The organism is Labrenzia sp. ATLA3, from assembly GCF_057180185.1.
This window is the reverse complement of record NZ_JBXUKV010000003.1, coordinates 142,432-156,915: the sequence shown is the minus strand read 5'-3', so window position 1 is coordinate 156,915 and position 14,484 is coordinate 142,432. Positions and strand designations below refer to the sequence as shown.

Here is a 14,484-nt window from a genome sequence, read left to right as displayed (position 1 = left end):
GATCTTTCCAGGTTTGGTCAATCCGGGTGCTGTCTGTCGAGCACGTGGCCCATCCTTCGAGACGGACCTTGCGGTCCTCCTCAGGATGAGGCTCTGGTTTTGGCAAATCCGGGAGGATCCAAAAGGAACCACCTCATCCTGAGGAAGCGCAAAGCGCTGTCTCGAAGGATGGGCCGCTTGCCCGGGCTGACTTCAGACCGCAAATTCCGCGATCACCGGGGCGTGGTCGGACGGCTTTTCCCAGCCGCGTGCGTCGCGCAGCACCGTGGTGCCCTTCACATGCGGGGCGAGCGGCTGCGAGACCCAGACGTGGTCGAGGCGGCGGCCCTTGTCGGCGGCGGCCCAGTCCTTGGCGCGGTAGCTCCACCAGGTGTAGAGCTTTTCGTCCATCGGCGTGAACTGGCGCATGGCGTCCAGCCAGCCGCCAGCTTCGCGCACCTGTTCGAACAGCTCCGTTTCGACCGGTGTGTGCGAGACGACCTTCAAAAGCTTCTTGTGCGACCAGACGTCGTGCTCGTAGGGGGCGACGTTGAGATCGCCGACCAGAACGGCCGGTTTCGCAGTTTCCTCGCCTTTCAGCCATCCCAGCATCTCGTTCATGAAATCAAGCTTGTGGCCGAATTTCGGGTTGATCGTGCGGTCCGGCTCGTCGCCGCCTGCCGGAACATAGAAATTATGCACGCGAATGCTGGAGCCGTTGAAGGGAACATCCGCAGCCACATGGCGGCTGTCGCCAACCTGGCAGAAATCGCGCTTCTCGATGTTGCTCAAGGGCAGCCTGGAGAGCGTCGCCACACCGTGGTAGCCCTTCTGACCATGAATGGCCATGTGTTCGTAACCGGCCTTGCGGAAGGCGTTTTCCGGGAAATTGGCGTCCGGGCACTTGGTTTCCTGCAGGCAGATCACGTCCGGTGACACTTCGTCGATCAGCTGTTCCACAATCGGCATGCGCAGGCGCACGGAATTGATGTTCCAGGTGACGAGTTTGATCCGGTCTGTCATGGGAAATTTGCCAAGGCTTGTTGAGGGATTTGCCAAGTCATACGGATTTGGCCGTCGAGTGCAAACGATTTCAGGTCTCCGGATCGTCCGTCCCGGCCTTGCCGGTTTCGCCAGCCCATTTCAGCGCGAGCTGGGTGGCAGCGGGTCCGAGCAGCTCGAACACGATTGTCGATCCGATGGCGACGGTCAGGATTTCGTCCCGGAAGTGAGGCAGCACCTCGGCGGCGACCAGCGCCATGCCGAGCGCGACCCCCGCCTGGGGCAGCAGCGACAGGCCGAAGAGATAACTTTGTCCGGTTCCGGCAGCGCCGGTGAATTTGCCGCCCAGCCAGCCACCGGCAAGGCGCCCGGCAAGCCGCAGCAGAACGTAGGCAGCCCCCAGAAGTCCGAGCTTTAGAAGAAGATCCGGTTGCAGCGCCGCTCCGGCAAGCACGAAAAAGAAGATCATGAACGGCCATTCGATGTGTTCGATTTCATAGAATGGCCGGGAATGGTGGCGTCCCGTGTTGACCACCATGGCACCGCAGGCAATGCCTGCCAGCAGGAACGACAGGTCGAGCCAGAGCGCGAGGCCTGCGGTCAGGAACACGATGCCGAGCGCCTCGGCAAGTGTCGGGTCGCCTGGTTGCAAACGGCCCGACAGGTAGCCCGCGGGAAGTCCAACGACCGCACCAAGCAGTAGTGATCCGACGATTTCCCACACGGCGTGCAGCAATGCGCCCGAGCCGTCGCCGCCCATGAGGGCCTGTGCGCCCATGAGGCAGAAGGCGAACACCAGAATGCCCCAGATGTCATCGAGAGCGACGATGCCGGATAAAATGGTCGTGAAAGGCCCCTTGGCGCGATACTGGCGAATGACGTCACTTGTGGCGGCGGGGTCCGTCGCCGTGGCCAGTGCGGCCAGGATCAGCGCCAGTTCCAGCGGAAAACCGAGCAGGACAAGACCTGCAAAGACGATGACCGCTGTGGACACCACGGCGGCGGCCGAGACGATCGTGACGGCTCTGCCGCTGTTCTTCAGATGCACCCTGGAGAGCTTGCCGCCGAGCACAAAGGCGACCATCGACAGGGCCAGAACGGTCAGGGTCTCGTAAAGCTGCGTCAGATTTTCGGGAAGAAGATCCAGAAAGGCCGGACCGGCGGCCAGTCCGCACAGGATCAGCAGGGTGACACGGGGCAATTGCGTCCTGTGACCGATTTCGTCGGCCAGCATGCCGAGCAGCAGAAGAGCGCCAATGGCGATCAGTGTGGTCGCTATTTCCATGGTCCTACATTGGCCGAAGCGGGGCAGATGTCTTTGATCCGCCGCAATCCCGCACTATGCGATTGCCTGCACGATAACAGATACGTGTTTACGCGGAGAAATCGTGAATTTGTCTACGCTCCGTTAGGAAATCCCAGTCATTTTGTGCGGTGACTTAAAGCCTTTCTTAACCCTGCCGAGGACGCTGTGCTGGCAATCGCGAAATCGTTTTGTTCCATTTTCGGGTTCATCTTTTTAAGCTCCTGTGCAGCTTATGACTTTCCGGATCCAACGCCAGAAGACTACGCTGTGCACGGCATTGACGTGTCGCGCTGGCAGGGTGATATCGACTGGGCGGCGGCAAGGCAGGGCGGTGTCGCCTTTGCCTGGATCAAGGCGACGGAAGGGGGCGACCACGTCGACCCGCGCTTTGTCGACAACTGGGTCGCGGCACGCCAGGCTGGCATGCCGCGCGGCGCTTACCACTTCTATTATTTCTGCCGTCCCGTCGAAGAACAGATTTCCTGGGTGAAGGAAATCGTTCCCGTCGACCCGCAAGCCCTGCCGCTTGTGCTGGACATGGAATGGAACGCTCACTCCAAGACCTGTCGGGAACGGCCGGGACGGTCTCAAATCCTGCGGGATATGAAGATCTTCCTGGACGAAATGGAACGGCATTACGGCAAGCGACCCGTGATCTATTCCTCTGTCGATTTCCACCGCGACCGGCTGGTCGGCGCGCTCAAGAACGAGCAGTTCTGGCTGCGCTCGGTCGCCAGCTTCCCGAACAACATCTATGAGCAGCGCAACGATTGGGTGTTCTGGCAATACACGGCCGAGGGCCGTGTGCCGGGTGTGCAGGGCGACGTCGACCGGAATGCGTTTTTCGGGACGAAATCGCAATACCGCGACTGGCTGAACGGCAAACTGAAACGCTGACGGCTTGCAGGACGCGGTCGCGTCAGCGCACCTTGATCTGGTGCGTCACGTCCTTGCCGTTGCTGACCGTAACCTGGGTGAAGCCGATCAGTTTGCACAGGTCGAGAAAATTCAGGTCCTGCGGCTGGTTTGACTGTGCGAACAGGTCGGTTGCGCGGGCCATCGAGGTGAGGGAGGCGAGCAGGGCCCGCAGCCTGAACAACGTGTCATAGCGCCCGTCTCCCGTTGCCACGACAATCAGTTTTTCCAGTTCGGTGCCCTTGGCGAACAAGTGATATCCGGGCGGATAACCCAGCTTGGAATTCTGGGATGCAAGGCCGCTGACGAATGCGGCGCGCGAGCGTTTGCCAGTGTCTTCAGCCAGCGCAAGATCCGAGATGTAAACCTCCTGGGTCTGGGCTTCCGGGTAGTAATAGCCGGCATGCGCGTCAAAAGCGGCTGCCGCAAGCGTGGTAACAACCAGCCACAGCGCCATGGCAGGCACAACAGTTTGAACGCGTTTCATTTTCATAAAGCCCCCCGGCTGTTTGTGCGCCCATCAAGCCTGAAAGGCCTGCCCAACGCAAATCGGACGCAAGCCGGATACAACGTGGAGCGGGCACCATTTGTCGTGTGAAAGATGCGAGATGCCTGTCGCGCTATACTTTCGCCACGATGCTAGCCACTTGTTGAGTGAATCGGGGTGCAGAACTTTGGAGTTTCGACCATGTTGATCCGTTTTTCGCTGGCACTTGCCGCGACCGTGATGATGGCGCTGCCGGCGGGCGCGCAATCACGGCCGGCGATTGCCTATACGACGGCCAATCTCAACATGCGTGCCGGACCGGGAACCAACTATCCGGTTCTTGCCACCGTGCCGCGCGGAGGCGGCGTTACCGTTTTCGGATGTACAGCCGACTTCCGCTGGTGCGATGCCGCCTTTACCAACGTCAAGGGATGGGTTTCGGGCAAGTATCTCAGCTATGGCGGTGAAGGCATCTATTACGGCCGGCCGATCCCGAGCGCGGGTATCAACCTGGGTGTGCAGCGCTACTACCGCGATTACCCGATCTATGGCGGAGCGCCGCCCTATCGGGGCGGGCCGGTCTACAACCGCGCCCCTCCATATGCGCCACCAGGGCCCGTCTACGCTCCCGCTCCGGGCCCGATTTATCAGGCGCCGCCGCGGCCGGTTATCATACAGCCATATTGAGAGTCATACCGGGTCATCCGCAACGGTGTTTCGAACACCGCGTTTATCGAGGTCGGCGTTATTGCGCCGGTTTCGGCGCGGCCATGACCAGTGACCAGAACACCTTGTGCTTGGCGTTTGGCGCATAAGCCGTCGCTATGCCGAGCCGTGTGGCGTCCTTTGTCAGCAGAACCTGATTGTGCTTCGGGCTTTCCCGCCAGCCGGAAAAGGCTTCGGCGAAGGTTCTGTAGCCGGCGCTGACGTTTTCGGCAGCAGCCGTTTTCGGCTCGCCAATAGACGCCATGCGCGTTGCCAGTTGCTGATTGGGAGCAAGCGAGGCCTGCACGTTTCCAGCTGCTGCCATGGCGTCAGCCTGTGACTTGGCTATCGAGGTAAGCTGCGGATCGGCAGTCACGGGCGATAGCCCATTGTTGATCCGGTACTGCGAGATCATCTGAGCGGCCGTTGCTGCATCCACCACACCATCGACACGCGCCAGATCCTCGTAGAAGGGAGGCGTCTGCATGCGGTCGCCCATGCAGGCGGCGACCGAGAGCAGCAGCGCACCGGCGAGGCCGAGTTTCAGGGATCGATGAACCATCGGATTGTCAGCCACGCTGTTGAAGCTCCCGCTCAGAATCAAAGAGATTTATGGGTCCAAACCCCATTGAGGCACATGATTCGCCCCGCTTGGGAAGGTGATGGGACGACACTTGAGCAGAATTGCGGCGCGTGTCCTTTGAAACCGGTGCACAAGCCGGTCAGCGGGAGCCGATGAGGACGGGACGGGAAACTCTCCGGAAGGCATCGCCAAGTTGTTTCGGTGCGTTTGCGATATCCGACATTGTTCGGTTCAGGCGGCCAAATCACTAGCCATCTGAACCTGTTTTCCCTAGCCGGACTTCGAGTTGGTCGAAATCGCAGCTCCCAAACTGCCTAAGCGTTAAAAAATGAATCTATATGTATTACTTCATACATAGAACTTACATTACTCGCTCAGGAAAAGTCATTAACTCCATCTTCAGGAAAATGTTGAAATATTCTAGTAGAAATCGCTGCATTGTCAGAAATGACTATGCCTATACTAAAGCTACTTAAAGTAGAAATCGATTTCAGAACAACTGAGGGATAAAAGGACATGCTCAAAGGGACTTCATTAGCGGTTGGAATTGCCGCATTTTCAATCTCCGCCGCATTCGGGCAGACCTGGGAGGTCGACAAGTGGACACCCCCGTATGATTTCTCGAACTCGCCAGAAGATGCCAGTTATACAGCTGTCGAGAAGGCTTCCAAGAAGTGGAATCTTTGCGTCATTTTTCCGCATCTGAAAGACCCCTATTGGGTCGCGACAAACTACGGTGTTGTTGCGCATGCGCAGAAAATTGGCGTGGCTGTCGATCTTTTCGAGGCAGGGGGATATCCCAATCTCGAAAAGCAAAAGCAGCAAGTGGCGGACTGCGCTGATGGAAACTACGACGCAATACTCTTGGGTACTGTATCGCACGATCAGATGACACCAACAGTCGTCGAAGCTTCCAAGAAGAAGCCTGTTTTTGCCACGGTAAATGCGATTTTGCCCGATGGAATTTCAGGAATGGCCGCCGTCGATTGGCGCGACATGGGCCGCTCGGCCGGCCGGTATTTTTCCGAAACCTATCCCAAGGGATCGGATTCCCCCAAAGTCGCTTGGTTGCCTGGGCCGGAAAGCGCAGGCTGGGTAAAGTTCACAGATGAGGGCTTCCGGGAAGTCGTCAAGGACTCTTCCATTGACCTGGTTGCCGTCAAGTACGGCGATACCGGCAAGGAAATTCAACAAAAGCTTGTTGAAGACGTTCTCGAAGAACACCCTGATGTGGACTATATCGCCGGAAATGCGGTCGCGATTGAAGTTGCGATGAGCGTGGTGCGGCAAAAGGGCCTGAAAGACAAAGTAAAACTGGTCTCGGATTACTTCACCCCAGCCATTTATCGCGGAATTCGCCGGGGCTTGATCTCAAGCGCTCCGACTGACAGCGCGGCGCTGCAGGGGATGATTTCGGTCGACCAGGCCGTTCGGTTTCTTGAAGGTTCCGTAGAAGCTGACCACGTTGGTCCCGCGATTTTCAACGTCAACAAAGAGAATGTGAAATCTTTCGCGCTCGAAGAATCGCTCGCCCCCTCCGACTTCAAGCCGACTTTCAAAGTCGACTGAGCGGACACGAAAACAAAGGAGCGTGACGCACGCTCCTTTTTCCATACACTTTGGGGGTTAACATGAAGGGTCTTACCGTAAAAACCGGCCTGCTGGGAGCATTTGGCGTCGTCACCGCAATGGTGCTTGTTTCATCGGCGACAGGGATGTTTGCATTGAGTTCCATGAACAAGGAACAGGCATCCGTTCTCGACGTCGATATGCCTTCGTCGGAGGCGGCAAAAGACCTCTACGTAAACGGCATCTTGCTCACCAACATGACCGGCATGTTGGATCAGGCGCAAAACCTTGAAGAAATTTCCGGCATCGAAGCTTCTCTTCAAAGCGCGATGATGAAAGCGAACGATGCCGTGAACAAGTTGGGGGATCTTGGCGGTCAGCAAGAAGCAAATTCCAAGCTGGCGTCAGAAATTGAATCTCTGACCGGAAAGCTGAAAACGTACACCGAACTCACCAATGCACGCATAGAGCTTAGTAATAATGGTGATTTGGTCGAAGAAGAAATTAAAGCGCACGCGAAAGACCTTATAGATCTTTCTGAGACGCTTGTCGCGAATTCGAAATCCAGTGTAACGAATTCAGTGTCCACATTGTACGATATCGTTGAAGACAGCGATAACGTTGACGCTGTTTTTGCCACTCTCGACGATTTGCTGGATATCCAGCTGTTTTACTCGGACGCCATGACAAGCTTCAAGGCGAACGCCCTCGCCGTCGAACACAGTATTGGTCTGGTGAAGAACGCGCAGACACTTGAAGAGATAGAGCAGGCTGAAGCACAAGTTGAAGCGTTGCTTGTCTCTCTGGGTCGGAATGCAGAAAAAATTGATGATCCCGACCGCAAAAAACAAGCTCTGGCAGTCTTGTCTGAGATCCAATCCTTGGTAGACACAGGAACTGAAGAGAGCTTTCACTCCATCAATGTCAATCGTATTGAAACGAAAGACGAGATGGCTGCTCTTCAGGCGGATTTGCAACAAAGCACCAAGGAACTTGAAGCATCCGTTCTAGACACTGTCAGGATATCCAAGGACAACATCGCCTCAGCCAAATCCGATATGAAACGACTGACTTCGTTCGCTTTCATGTTGATGATCGTGCTGTCAATCGCGTCGGTGGTCCTTTCCGCGTTGATCGGCTTATTCTACGTTGAAAGACGTGTCGTTCGGCGGCTGGTGGCGCTGAATCATACAACCCTTGCCTTGTCGCAAGGTGATCTGGAAGCCGTTGTCCCCAAGGTCAGTCGTGATGAAATCGGCCAGATGGCCTCTGCCTTGCAGGTATTCAAAGACAATGCGATCGAAGCCGAGAACCTGCGCCATCAGCAGGCGGAAGCGAACTCGGTTGAACAGCAACGTCAAAATGTCATCTCCAATCTCATCTCCGACTTTGAAAGCAACGTCGCAAACTTGATGGAGCAAGCGCAAAATACCGCGACCAGTTTGCGCGAGACTGCCGATGGGCTTGGAAATGTCGCCGAAATGACGACGGAAAAATCAAACGGGGCATTCGGATCGTCTGAAGAAGCCGCTCGGAATGTTCAGGCAGTCGCAGCCGCGGCCGAAGAATTGTCGCAGTCAATCAATGAAATACAACAGCAAATCAAGACGACAGGTGATGTGGTCTTGCAGGCCGATCAAGACGTCAGCACGGCTAGTGATGAAATTGTCGGGCTGGCCAACACCGTTGAACGTATCGGTGACGTTGTAAATATCATTACCGACATCGCAGCACAAACAAACCTCCTTGCGCTTAACGCGACAATCGAGGCCGCACGTGCAGGCGAAGCTGGGAAGGGATTTGCCGTTGTTGCCACGGAAGTCAAGGCGTTGGCCGACCAGACTTCAAAGGCGACAAGTGAAATTGCTGAACAAATATCCGCGATTCAGGGCTCTACCAGCAATGCGGTCGCTGCAATCGAGAAGATCTCTGCGACCATGAATTCGGTGCGTGACTATTCTGCTGCAATCGCCTCCTCTGCTGAACAGCAAAGTTCCGCGACAAACGAAATTTCGCGGAATGTTCAGGAAGCTGCTCAAGGTACGTCGATCGTTGCCACAAATATTCAAGATGTGTCGATGTCGGCCGAAGAAACGAAACAATCCTCGGAACTTGTGAAGTCCGCTTCACTCGAGGTTTCGACCACTGCTGATGAGATAAATCAGAATATCAGCAAGTTTCTTGAATCGGTGCGTGCAGCTTAAGTCACGTCACGAGCCACAACGTGGCCTTGAAGCCGGCACGCCTTCACGGGGCGGGTTGCCACCGCCTGGATGACGAAAAGGAAAAGACCAGCCCGTGAGACACGGGCTGGTCAGGCTGTACGAGGCCAGGGAGCAGTTGCCCCCAGCCTTTCAGGGAGCTTGATGAGCCCGCCGCCAGGAGGGGAGACCTGAAGGCGGCGGAGCCGGATCAGCGGGTGGACGCTTCCAGAACGTCCTCATAGGTGCGAAGGCCGGTGGTCGGTGCGCAGACCAGCACGGACATGTTGCCCGGAGCGTGCTGGTTCTTCCACATCTTGGTATGGGCCTTCGGAATCTGGTCCCAGGGGAAAACCTCGGACATATAGGGGTCGATGCGCCGCTCGATCATCAGCTTGTTGGCGGCAGACGCCTGCTTCAGATGGGCGAAGTGCGAGCCCTGCAGACGCTTCTGGTGCATCCACATGTAACGGACATCGAACGTGCAATTGAAGCCTGAGGTGCCGGCGCAAATGACGACCATGCCGCCCTTCTTGCACACCAGGGTGGAGACCGGGAAGGTTGCCTCACCCGGGTGTTCGAAGACGATGTCGACGTTGTTGCCCTTGCCGGTAATGTCCCAGATCGCCTTGCCGAATTTGCGGGCTTCTGTGAACCACTCCGCATATTCTGGCGAGCCGACCTTGGGCAACTGGCCCCAGCAGTTGAAGTCCTTGCGGTTGATCACGCCCTTGGCACCGAGCTCCATGACGAACTGGCGCTTGTCTTCCTCGGAGATGACTCCAATGGCGTTGGCGCCCGCTGCGGTGATCAACTGGATGGCGTAGGAGCCGAGACCGCCGGACGCCCCCCAGACCAGCACGTTCTGGCCCGGCTTCAGTTCATGCGGATGATGGCCGAAAAGCATGCGGTAGGCGGTCGCGAGCGTCAGCGTGTAGCAGGCGCTTTCTTCCCAGGTCAGATGCTTCGGCCGGGGCATCAACTGCTGGGCCTGAACGCGAGTGAACTGCGAGAAGGATCCATCGGGTGTCTCGTAGCCCCAGATTCTCTGGGAGGTCGAGAACATCGGGTCGCCGCCGTTGCATTCCTCGTCGTCGCCGTCGTCCTGGTTACAATGGACCACGACTTCGTCGCCAACTTTCCAGCGTTTGACCTTGTCGCCGACAGCCCAGACGATGCCGGACGCATCGGATCCGGCGATGTGGTAGGCGGCGCCATGCCCGTCGAACGGGCTGATCGGCTGGCCGAGACCTGCCCAGATGCCGTTGTAGTTGACGCCGGCGGCCATCACCAGGACCAGAACCTCGTAGCTGTCGAGTTCCCAGGTCGGCACGACTTCCAGTTTCATGGCCTCTTCCGGCGGACCGTGGCGTTCGCGGCGGATTGTCCAGGCATACATGTTCTTGGGAACGTGTCCGAGCGGCGGGATCTCTCCGACTTCATAAAGATCTTTCACCGGCGCGCCCTCTCGCGTTTCGTTGTCATTGGCTTCCGCGCTTGCTGTCATTCTCCCCCTCCCAGGGCTTTTGTTTGGCCTCAGAATTTCGCATTTGCACAAGGCTTAATCGGGCAAATACCCAATTTTGCGCAACTATTGTTCAAAAACGAACACCGTTCTATACGACTATTGCTTAACTTGCGTTTTGATGCCAACCATATTTTGCATTGCACATTGGGGTTTCGCAGTCGCGTAAACTCCGGCACACTGCTGACTGTTAGGGAGAAACAGGCGGACGCGGTGCTGCCAAATCAAGAAAAAACAGGCATCAGAACGCCTTAGGAGGATGAGTGGCATGAGTGCATCGGGTGAGAGCCGTCCGGAGAAAGATCGTCCGTGGATATTCCGGACCTATGCGGGCCACTCGACGGCGGCTGAATCGAACAAGCTCTACCGTGGTAATCTTGCCAAGGGTCAGACCGGCTTGTCCGTCGCCTTCGATCTGCCGACTCAGACCGGATATGATCCGGACGATGCCCTGGCACGCGGTGAAGTGGGCAAGGTCGGGGTTCCGGTGACCCACCTGGGCGACATGCGCACCCTGTTCCAGGATATTCCGCTGGAACGCATGAACACCTCCATGACGATCAACGCGACCGCGCCCTGGCTGCTGTCGCTCTATATTGCCGCTGCCGACGAGCAGGGCGCTGACCGCAGCCTTCTGTCCGGCACGACCCAGAACGACATCATCAAGGAATATCTGTCCCGGGGCACCTATGTGTTCCCGCCGGCGCCGTCGCTCAAGCTGACGACCGACGTCATCGCCTGGACCTATTCCAACATGCCCAAGTGGAACCCGATGAACGTCTGCTCCTATCATTTGCAGGAAGCGGGCGCGACGCCGGTGCAGGAACTGTCGTTCGCGCTGGCAACGGCGGTGGCCATTCTGGATTCCATCAAGGCGAGCGGCGCCATTCCCGAGGCGGATTTTCCGAAGGCAGTTGGCCGCATTTCCTTTTTCGTCAACGCGGGCATGCGGTTCATCACCGAGATGTGCAAGATGCGCGCCTTCACCGAACTGTGGGACGAGATCTGCCTGGAGCGCTACGGCGTCGAGGACGAGCGCTACCGGCGGTTCCGCTACGGGGTTCAAGTGAACAGCCTCGGTCTGACCGAGCCGCAGCCGGAAAACAACGTCTACCGTATCCTGATCGAGATGCTGGCGGTGGTGTTGTCCAAGAACGCGCGTGCCCGCGCCGTGCAGCTTCCCGCCTGGAATGAGGCGCTGGGTCTGCCGCGGCCGTTCGACCAGCAATGGTCGCTGAGGATGCAGCAGATCGTCGCCTATGAGACCGACCTTCTGGAATATGCGGACATCTTCGACGGGTCTGCTGAAATCACCCGCAAGGTGGAGGAGCTGAAGGCGCAAGCCCGCGAAGAGCTCGCCCGGATCGATGACATGGGCGGGGCTGTCGCGGCGGTCGATAGCAGCTACATGAAGCGCCAGCTTGTGGAATCCAACTCCGCACGTCTTGCCGGCATCGAGGGCGGCGAGCAGGTGGTTGTTGGCGTCAATCGCTGGACGGACAGCGAACCTTCGCCGCTGGCCAGCGGCGAAGACGGCGGCATTCTGACCGTTTCCGAGCATGTCGAGGAAGAAGCGGTCGAAAAGGTTAAGGCCTGGCGCGACGCGCGCGATCACGCTGCGGTGGAAGCCGCGCTGGCGGAGTTGAAGACGGCGGCCCAGGAAGGCCGGAATATCATGGAGCCCTCCATTGCGGCGGCCAAGGCCGGTGCGACGACGGGCGAGTGGGGGCGGACCCTGCGCGAAGTCTTTGGCGAATACCGCGCGCCAACCGGTGTCGGTCAGGCTGTGCGGGACAACGCCGGCACATTGGCCGACATACGCTCGAACGTGGAAGCGGTTTCCAAGAAACTTGGCCGCAGGCTGAAGTTTCTGGTCGGCAAGCCCGGTCTCGACGGGCATTCGAACGGGGCGGAGCAGATTGCCGTCAGGGCGCGCGACTGCGGCATGGAGGTGGTCTATGAAGGGATCCGTCTGACCCCGGCGCAGATCGTCAACGCGGCTGTGGAAGAAGACGTTCATGTGATCGGACTTTCGATCCTCTCCGGCTCGCATCTGGCGCTGGTGCGCGATGTGATGGACCGGCTGCGGGCTGCCGGGGCGGACGATATCCCGGTGGTTGTCGGCGGCATCATTCCGGACGAAGACGCAGCGCAGCTCAAGGCGCAAGGCGTTGCCGCGGTCTATACACCCAAGGACTTCCAGCTCACCGACATCATGGCCGATGTTGTACGGATTGTCGGCAATCGGGCGGAAAAGGCAGCTTGAGCAGGCGTGGTTTCAAAGGCGTCTGTGCTCACCAGACGCCGTTGCGCTCGATTGTGGAGAAGGTTAACTTAGCGTAAAGTTTTGTTAACTCTTTGTTGAAACAATCTAGGGGTTCCGCCAGAAGGCGGTAATTCTCTGAGGGCCAGGAGGCCGGAATGGCGACGATCGAAAGGCCGCAAGCGGCCCAGGTCGTGGCGCATGCGACAGAGTACCCAGCGGACCGTGACGGTGACGGCACAGGTTACGACCGCAGAAAACAGCGTGACACCGCAGAGCGCCACGAAAATGAAACCGGACTGTCCGAGGACACTCCGGCCGTTCTTATTGACGATCATCATACCGTAAATCATGTTCTGGATGGCGTTGCCGCCTACAGGGCCGCTGCGCTGCAGGTCATGGAGCCGGGCATCGACCACGGGCCTGTGCATCCGTTGCAGGGGCCGGTCGACAGGATGCCGGCAGACAATATCCGCCATGCTTATGAGGATCACGATGACGGTGAACCTCCGCATGAGGTGAATGTCGCGACCTGAGGGGCGGGGACGCCCTATCGGTTGAAGTTTCTTGGCTTGTTATTTATGGGTCCACACCCTAAGCCGTATCTATCGCTGGCGGGGAAGATATCCTATCGTTTGGCCGCTGGTGCACGTTGTTGCAGATGCTGCGTCAGGTGCCGCCGTTCCGGCTGGGCGACCTGCCCGTGTCTGGCGCAGGCAGCCGGTTCCGGGTGACAAGAGCTGGAGACTTGAGTTTGACTTTTCCCGCACATCTTCTTGAAGGCTATAGCCGATACCTCAACAAGGGGTTCGTCAGGCACAGGGAAACCCATGAACGTCTGGCGATCTATGGTCAGACACCGGACGTGATGGTGATTTCCTGTTGCGATAGCCGGGTGACGCCTGAAGGCATATTCAACGTGGGGCCGGGAGAGCTGTTCGTGGTGCGCAACGTTGCCAACCTGGTGCCTCCCTACGAGGACACGGAAGGGCAGCACGGCACCAGTGCGGCAATCGAATTCGCGGTCAACGGACTTCAGGTCAAGCACATCGTCATCATGGGGCATGGTCACTGCGGTGGTGTGATGGCCTTCCGGGAAAACGCCAATGCACCGATGGCGACGGGCAAGTTCATCGGCCGCTGGATCAAGCTTCTGGAACCGGCGGCCATCGCGATGGCCTGCATGCCGGTGGACAAGGCAGACGATCCGCAGCTTGCGATGGAGTATGCCGGTATCCGGCAGTCGTTGAAGAACCTGTTGACCTTCCCCTTCATCGAGGCGGCGGTTCAGGAAGGCACGCTCAACCTGCACGGCTCCTGGTTCGACATCGGCTCCGGTGAGCTGCGGGTGATGGATCCCGAAACCCAGAGGTTTACCACCACTGCGCCGAGCGTTCTTGAAGCGGCTGGATAAGCGCGGCAAGGCAAGGAAAGGGACATAATGCTTGTCGATCCGATGCTTTATCGCCGTATGGCGAAATACAACGGCTGGATGACCGAAAAGGTCTATGCTGCGGCCGACCTGATGAGCGATGAAGACCGCAAGGCAGACCGGGGAGCCTTTTTCCGGTCCGTGCATTCGACGCTCAATCACATTCTTTTTGCCGACAGAGCCTGGATGGGCCGGTTTACCGGCCGCAGATACGAAATCAAGGGCATGGGCGTCGATCTCTACGAGAGCTTCGACGAGCTGAAAGCCGCTCATTTCGACATGTGCCTGCAGATTTCCGATTTTGCCGATGAGTTGACCATCGACTGGCTGGCCGAGGATCAGGAATGGACAAGCGGCCAGGATCGTATCACCCGGTCCCGGCCGCGCTGGTTGCTCGTCACCCACATGTTCAATCACCAGACCCATCATCGCGGTCAGGTGTCGACGCTGCTCACGCAGGCCGGGCACGACATCGGAGTTACAGATCTGCCGTTCATGCCCGATCTGGTGTGATCGG

13 protein-coding genes are annotated in these 14,484 nt (G+C 57.9%); 8 read left to right on the top strand and 5 right to left on the bottom strand.

All coding sequences use genetic code 11. The features are described from left to right. Positions 1-192: 192 nt before the first annotated feature. Together xth and AC2A6O_RS08620 are read right to left on the bottom strand one after the other, a co-directional pair. Positions 193-1,002 (bottom strand): exodeoxyribonuclease III, encoded by an 810-nt coding sequence (gene xth, locus AC2A6O_RS08625; RefSeq protein ID WP_498926477.1) that lies wholly within the window; start codon positions 1,000-1,002, stop codon positions 193-195. A 70-nt stretch (positions 1,003-1,072) separates the two neighbouring features. After that, the gene (locus AC2A6O_RS08620; protein ID WP_498926476.1) at positions 1,073-2,266 is read right to left on the bottom strand and encodes a cation:proton antiporter; all 1,194 of its coding nucleotides are present in this window, start codon (positions 2,264-2,266) and stop codon (positions 1,073-1,075) included. A 186-nt stretch (positions 2,267-2,452) separates the two neighbouring features. Between AC2A6O_RS08620 and AC2A6O_RS08615 the strand changes: the two genes are divergently transcribed. After that, a complete protein-coding gene (locus tag AC2A6O_RS08615) occupies positions 2,453-3,184 on the top strand; it encodes a glycoside hydrolase family 25 protein (RefSeq protein ID WP_498926475.1) in 732 nt (243 codons plus the stop codon). 22 nt (positions 3,185-3,206) lie between these two features. Here the strand turns inward: AC2A6O_RS08615 and AC2A6O_RS08610 are convergent, their stop codons facing one another. Continuing rightward, the gene (locus AC2A6O_RS08610) at positions 3,207-3,689 is read right to left on the bottom strand and encodes a hypothetical protein (protein ID WP_498926474.1); all 483 of its coding nucleotides are present in this window, start codon (positions 3,687-3,689) and stop codon (positions 3,207-3,209) included. A 201-nt stretch (positions 3,690-3,890) separates the two neighbouring features. Here AC2A6O_RS08610 and AC2A6O_RS08605 point away from each other — a divergent pair, with 201 nt between their 5' ends. Further along, entirely contained in the window at positions 3,891-4,376 is a 486-nt protein-coding gene (locus AC2A6O_RS08605) for an SH3 domain-containing protein (RefSeq protein ID WP_148583605.1), read from the top strand. A gap of 58 nt (positions 4,377-4,434) precedes the next feature. Here the strand turns inward: AC2A6O_RS08605 and AC2A6O_RS08600 are convergent, their stop codons facing one another. Beyond that, positions 4,435-4,971 carry a CAP domain-containing protein gene (locus tag AC2A6O_RS08600; protein WP_353619174.1) on the bottom strand — a complete coding sequence of 179 codons (537 nt, stop codon included), beginning with the start codon at positions 4,969-4,971 and terminating at the stop codon, positions 4,435-4,437. Positions 4,972-5,493: 522 nt separating this feature from the next. On the opposite strand from AC2A6O_RS08600, the gene torT reads away from it, so the two are divergent. Together torT and AC2A6O_RS08590 are read left to right on the top strand one after the other, a co-directional pair. Next, entirely contained in the window at positions 5,494-6,546 is a 1,053-nt protein-coding gene (torT, locus tag AC2A6O_RS08595; RefSeq protein WP_498926473.1) for a TMAO reductase system periplasmic protein TorT, read from the top strand. Between the two features lie 62 nt (positions 6,547-6,608). Next, the gene (locus tag AC2A6O_RS08590) at positions 6,609-8,750 is read left to right on the top strand and encodes a methyl-accepting chemotaxis protein (RefSeq protein ID WP_498926472.1); all 2,142 of its coding nucleotides are present in this window, start codon (positions 6,609-6,611) and stop codon (positions 8,748-8,750) included. A 208-nt stretch (positions 8,751-8,958) separates the two neighbouring features. On the opposite strand, the gene ccrA is transcribed toward AC2A6O_RS08590, so the two are convergent. Continuing rightward, entirely contained in the window at positions 8,959-10,254 is a 1,296-nt protein-coding gene (gene ccrA / locus AC2A6O_RS08585) for a crotonyl-CoA carboxylase/reductase (protein ID WP_148583602.1), read from the bottom strand. A 277-nt stretch (positions 10,255-10,531) separates the two neighbouring features. On the opposite strand from ccrA, the gene AC2A6O_RS08580 reads away from it, so the two are divergent. The 4 genes from AC2A6O_RS08580 to AC2A6O_RS08565 all read left to right on the top strand — a co-directional run bounded on the left by AC2A6O_RS08580 (position 10,532) and on the right by AC2A6O_RS08565 (position 14,480). Next, on the top strand, positions 10,532-12,538 hold the full coding sequence (locus tag AC2A6O_RS08580) for a methylmalonyl-CoA mutase family protein (RefSeq protein ID WP_498926471.1): 2,007 nt from the start codon (positions 10,532-10,534) through the stop codon (positions 12,536-12,538). A 155-nt stretch (positions 12,539-12,693) separates the two neighbouring features. After that, on the top strand, positions 12,694-13,071 hold the full coding sequence (locus tag AC2A6O_RS08575; RefSeq protein WP_148583600.1) for a hypothetical protein: 378 nt from the start codon (positions 12,694-12,696) through the stop codon (positions 13,069-13,071). 218 nt (positions 13,072-13,289) lie between these two features. Further along, positions 13,290-13,949 (top strand): carbonic anhydrase, encoded by a 660-nt coding sequence (locus AC2A6O_RS08570; protein ID WP_498926470.1) that lies wholly within the window; start codon positions 13,290-13,292, stop codon positions 13,947-13,949. 27 nt (positions 13,950-13,976) lie between these two features. Then, positions 13,977-14,480, top strand: coding sequence for a DinB family protein (locus tag AC2A6O_RS08565; protein ID WP_498926469.1), 504 nt, complete (start codon positions 13,977-13,979; stop codon positions 14,478-14,480). Positions 14,481-14,484: the final 4 nt, after the last annotated feature.

Bases quoted from the DNA above. Each gene is read 5' to 3' on its own strand.
- xth (WP_498926477.1), bottom strand. From the start codon at position 1,002: ATGACAGACCGGATCAAACTCGTCACCTGGAACATCAATTCCGTGCGC.
- AC2A6O_RS08620 (WP_498926476.1), bottom strand. From the start codon at position 2,266: ATGGAAATAGCGACCACACTGATCGCCATTGGCGCTCTTCTGCTGCTC.
- AC2A6O_RS08610 (WP_498926474.1), bottom strand. From the start codon at position 3,689: ATGAAACGCGTTCAAACTGTTGTGCCTGCCATGGCGCTGTGGCTGGTT.
- AC2A6O_RS08605 (WP_148583605.1), top strand. From the start codon at position 3,891: ATGTTGATCCGTTTTTCGCTGGCACTTGCCGCGACCGTGATGATGGCG.
- torT (WP_498926473.1), top strand. From the start codon at position 5,494: ATGCTCAAAGGGACTTCATTAGCGGTTGGAATTGCCGCATTTTCAATC.
- AC2A6O_RS08590 (WP_498926472.1), top strand. From the start codon at position 6,609: ATGAAGGGTCTTACCGTAAAAACCGGCCTGCTGGGAGCATTTGGCGTC.
- ccrA (WP_148583602.1), bottom strand. From the start codon at position 10,254: ATGACAGCAAGCGCGGAAGCCAATGACAACGAAACGCGAGAGGGCGCG.
- AC2A6O_RS08580 (WP_498926471.1), top strand. From the start codon at position 10,532: ATGAGTGGCATGAGTGCATCGGGTGAGAGCCGTCCGGAGAAAGATCGT.
- AC2A6O_RS08575 (WP_148583600.1), top strand. From the start codon at position 12,694: ATGGCGACGATCGAAAGGCCGCAAGCGGCCCAGGTCGTGGCGCATGCG.
- AC2A6O_RS08565 (WP_498926469.1), top strand. From the start codon at position 13,977: ATGCTTGTCGATCCGATGCTTTATCGCCGTATGGCGAAATACAACGGC.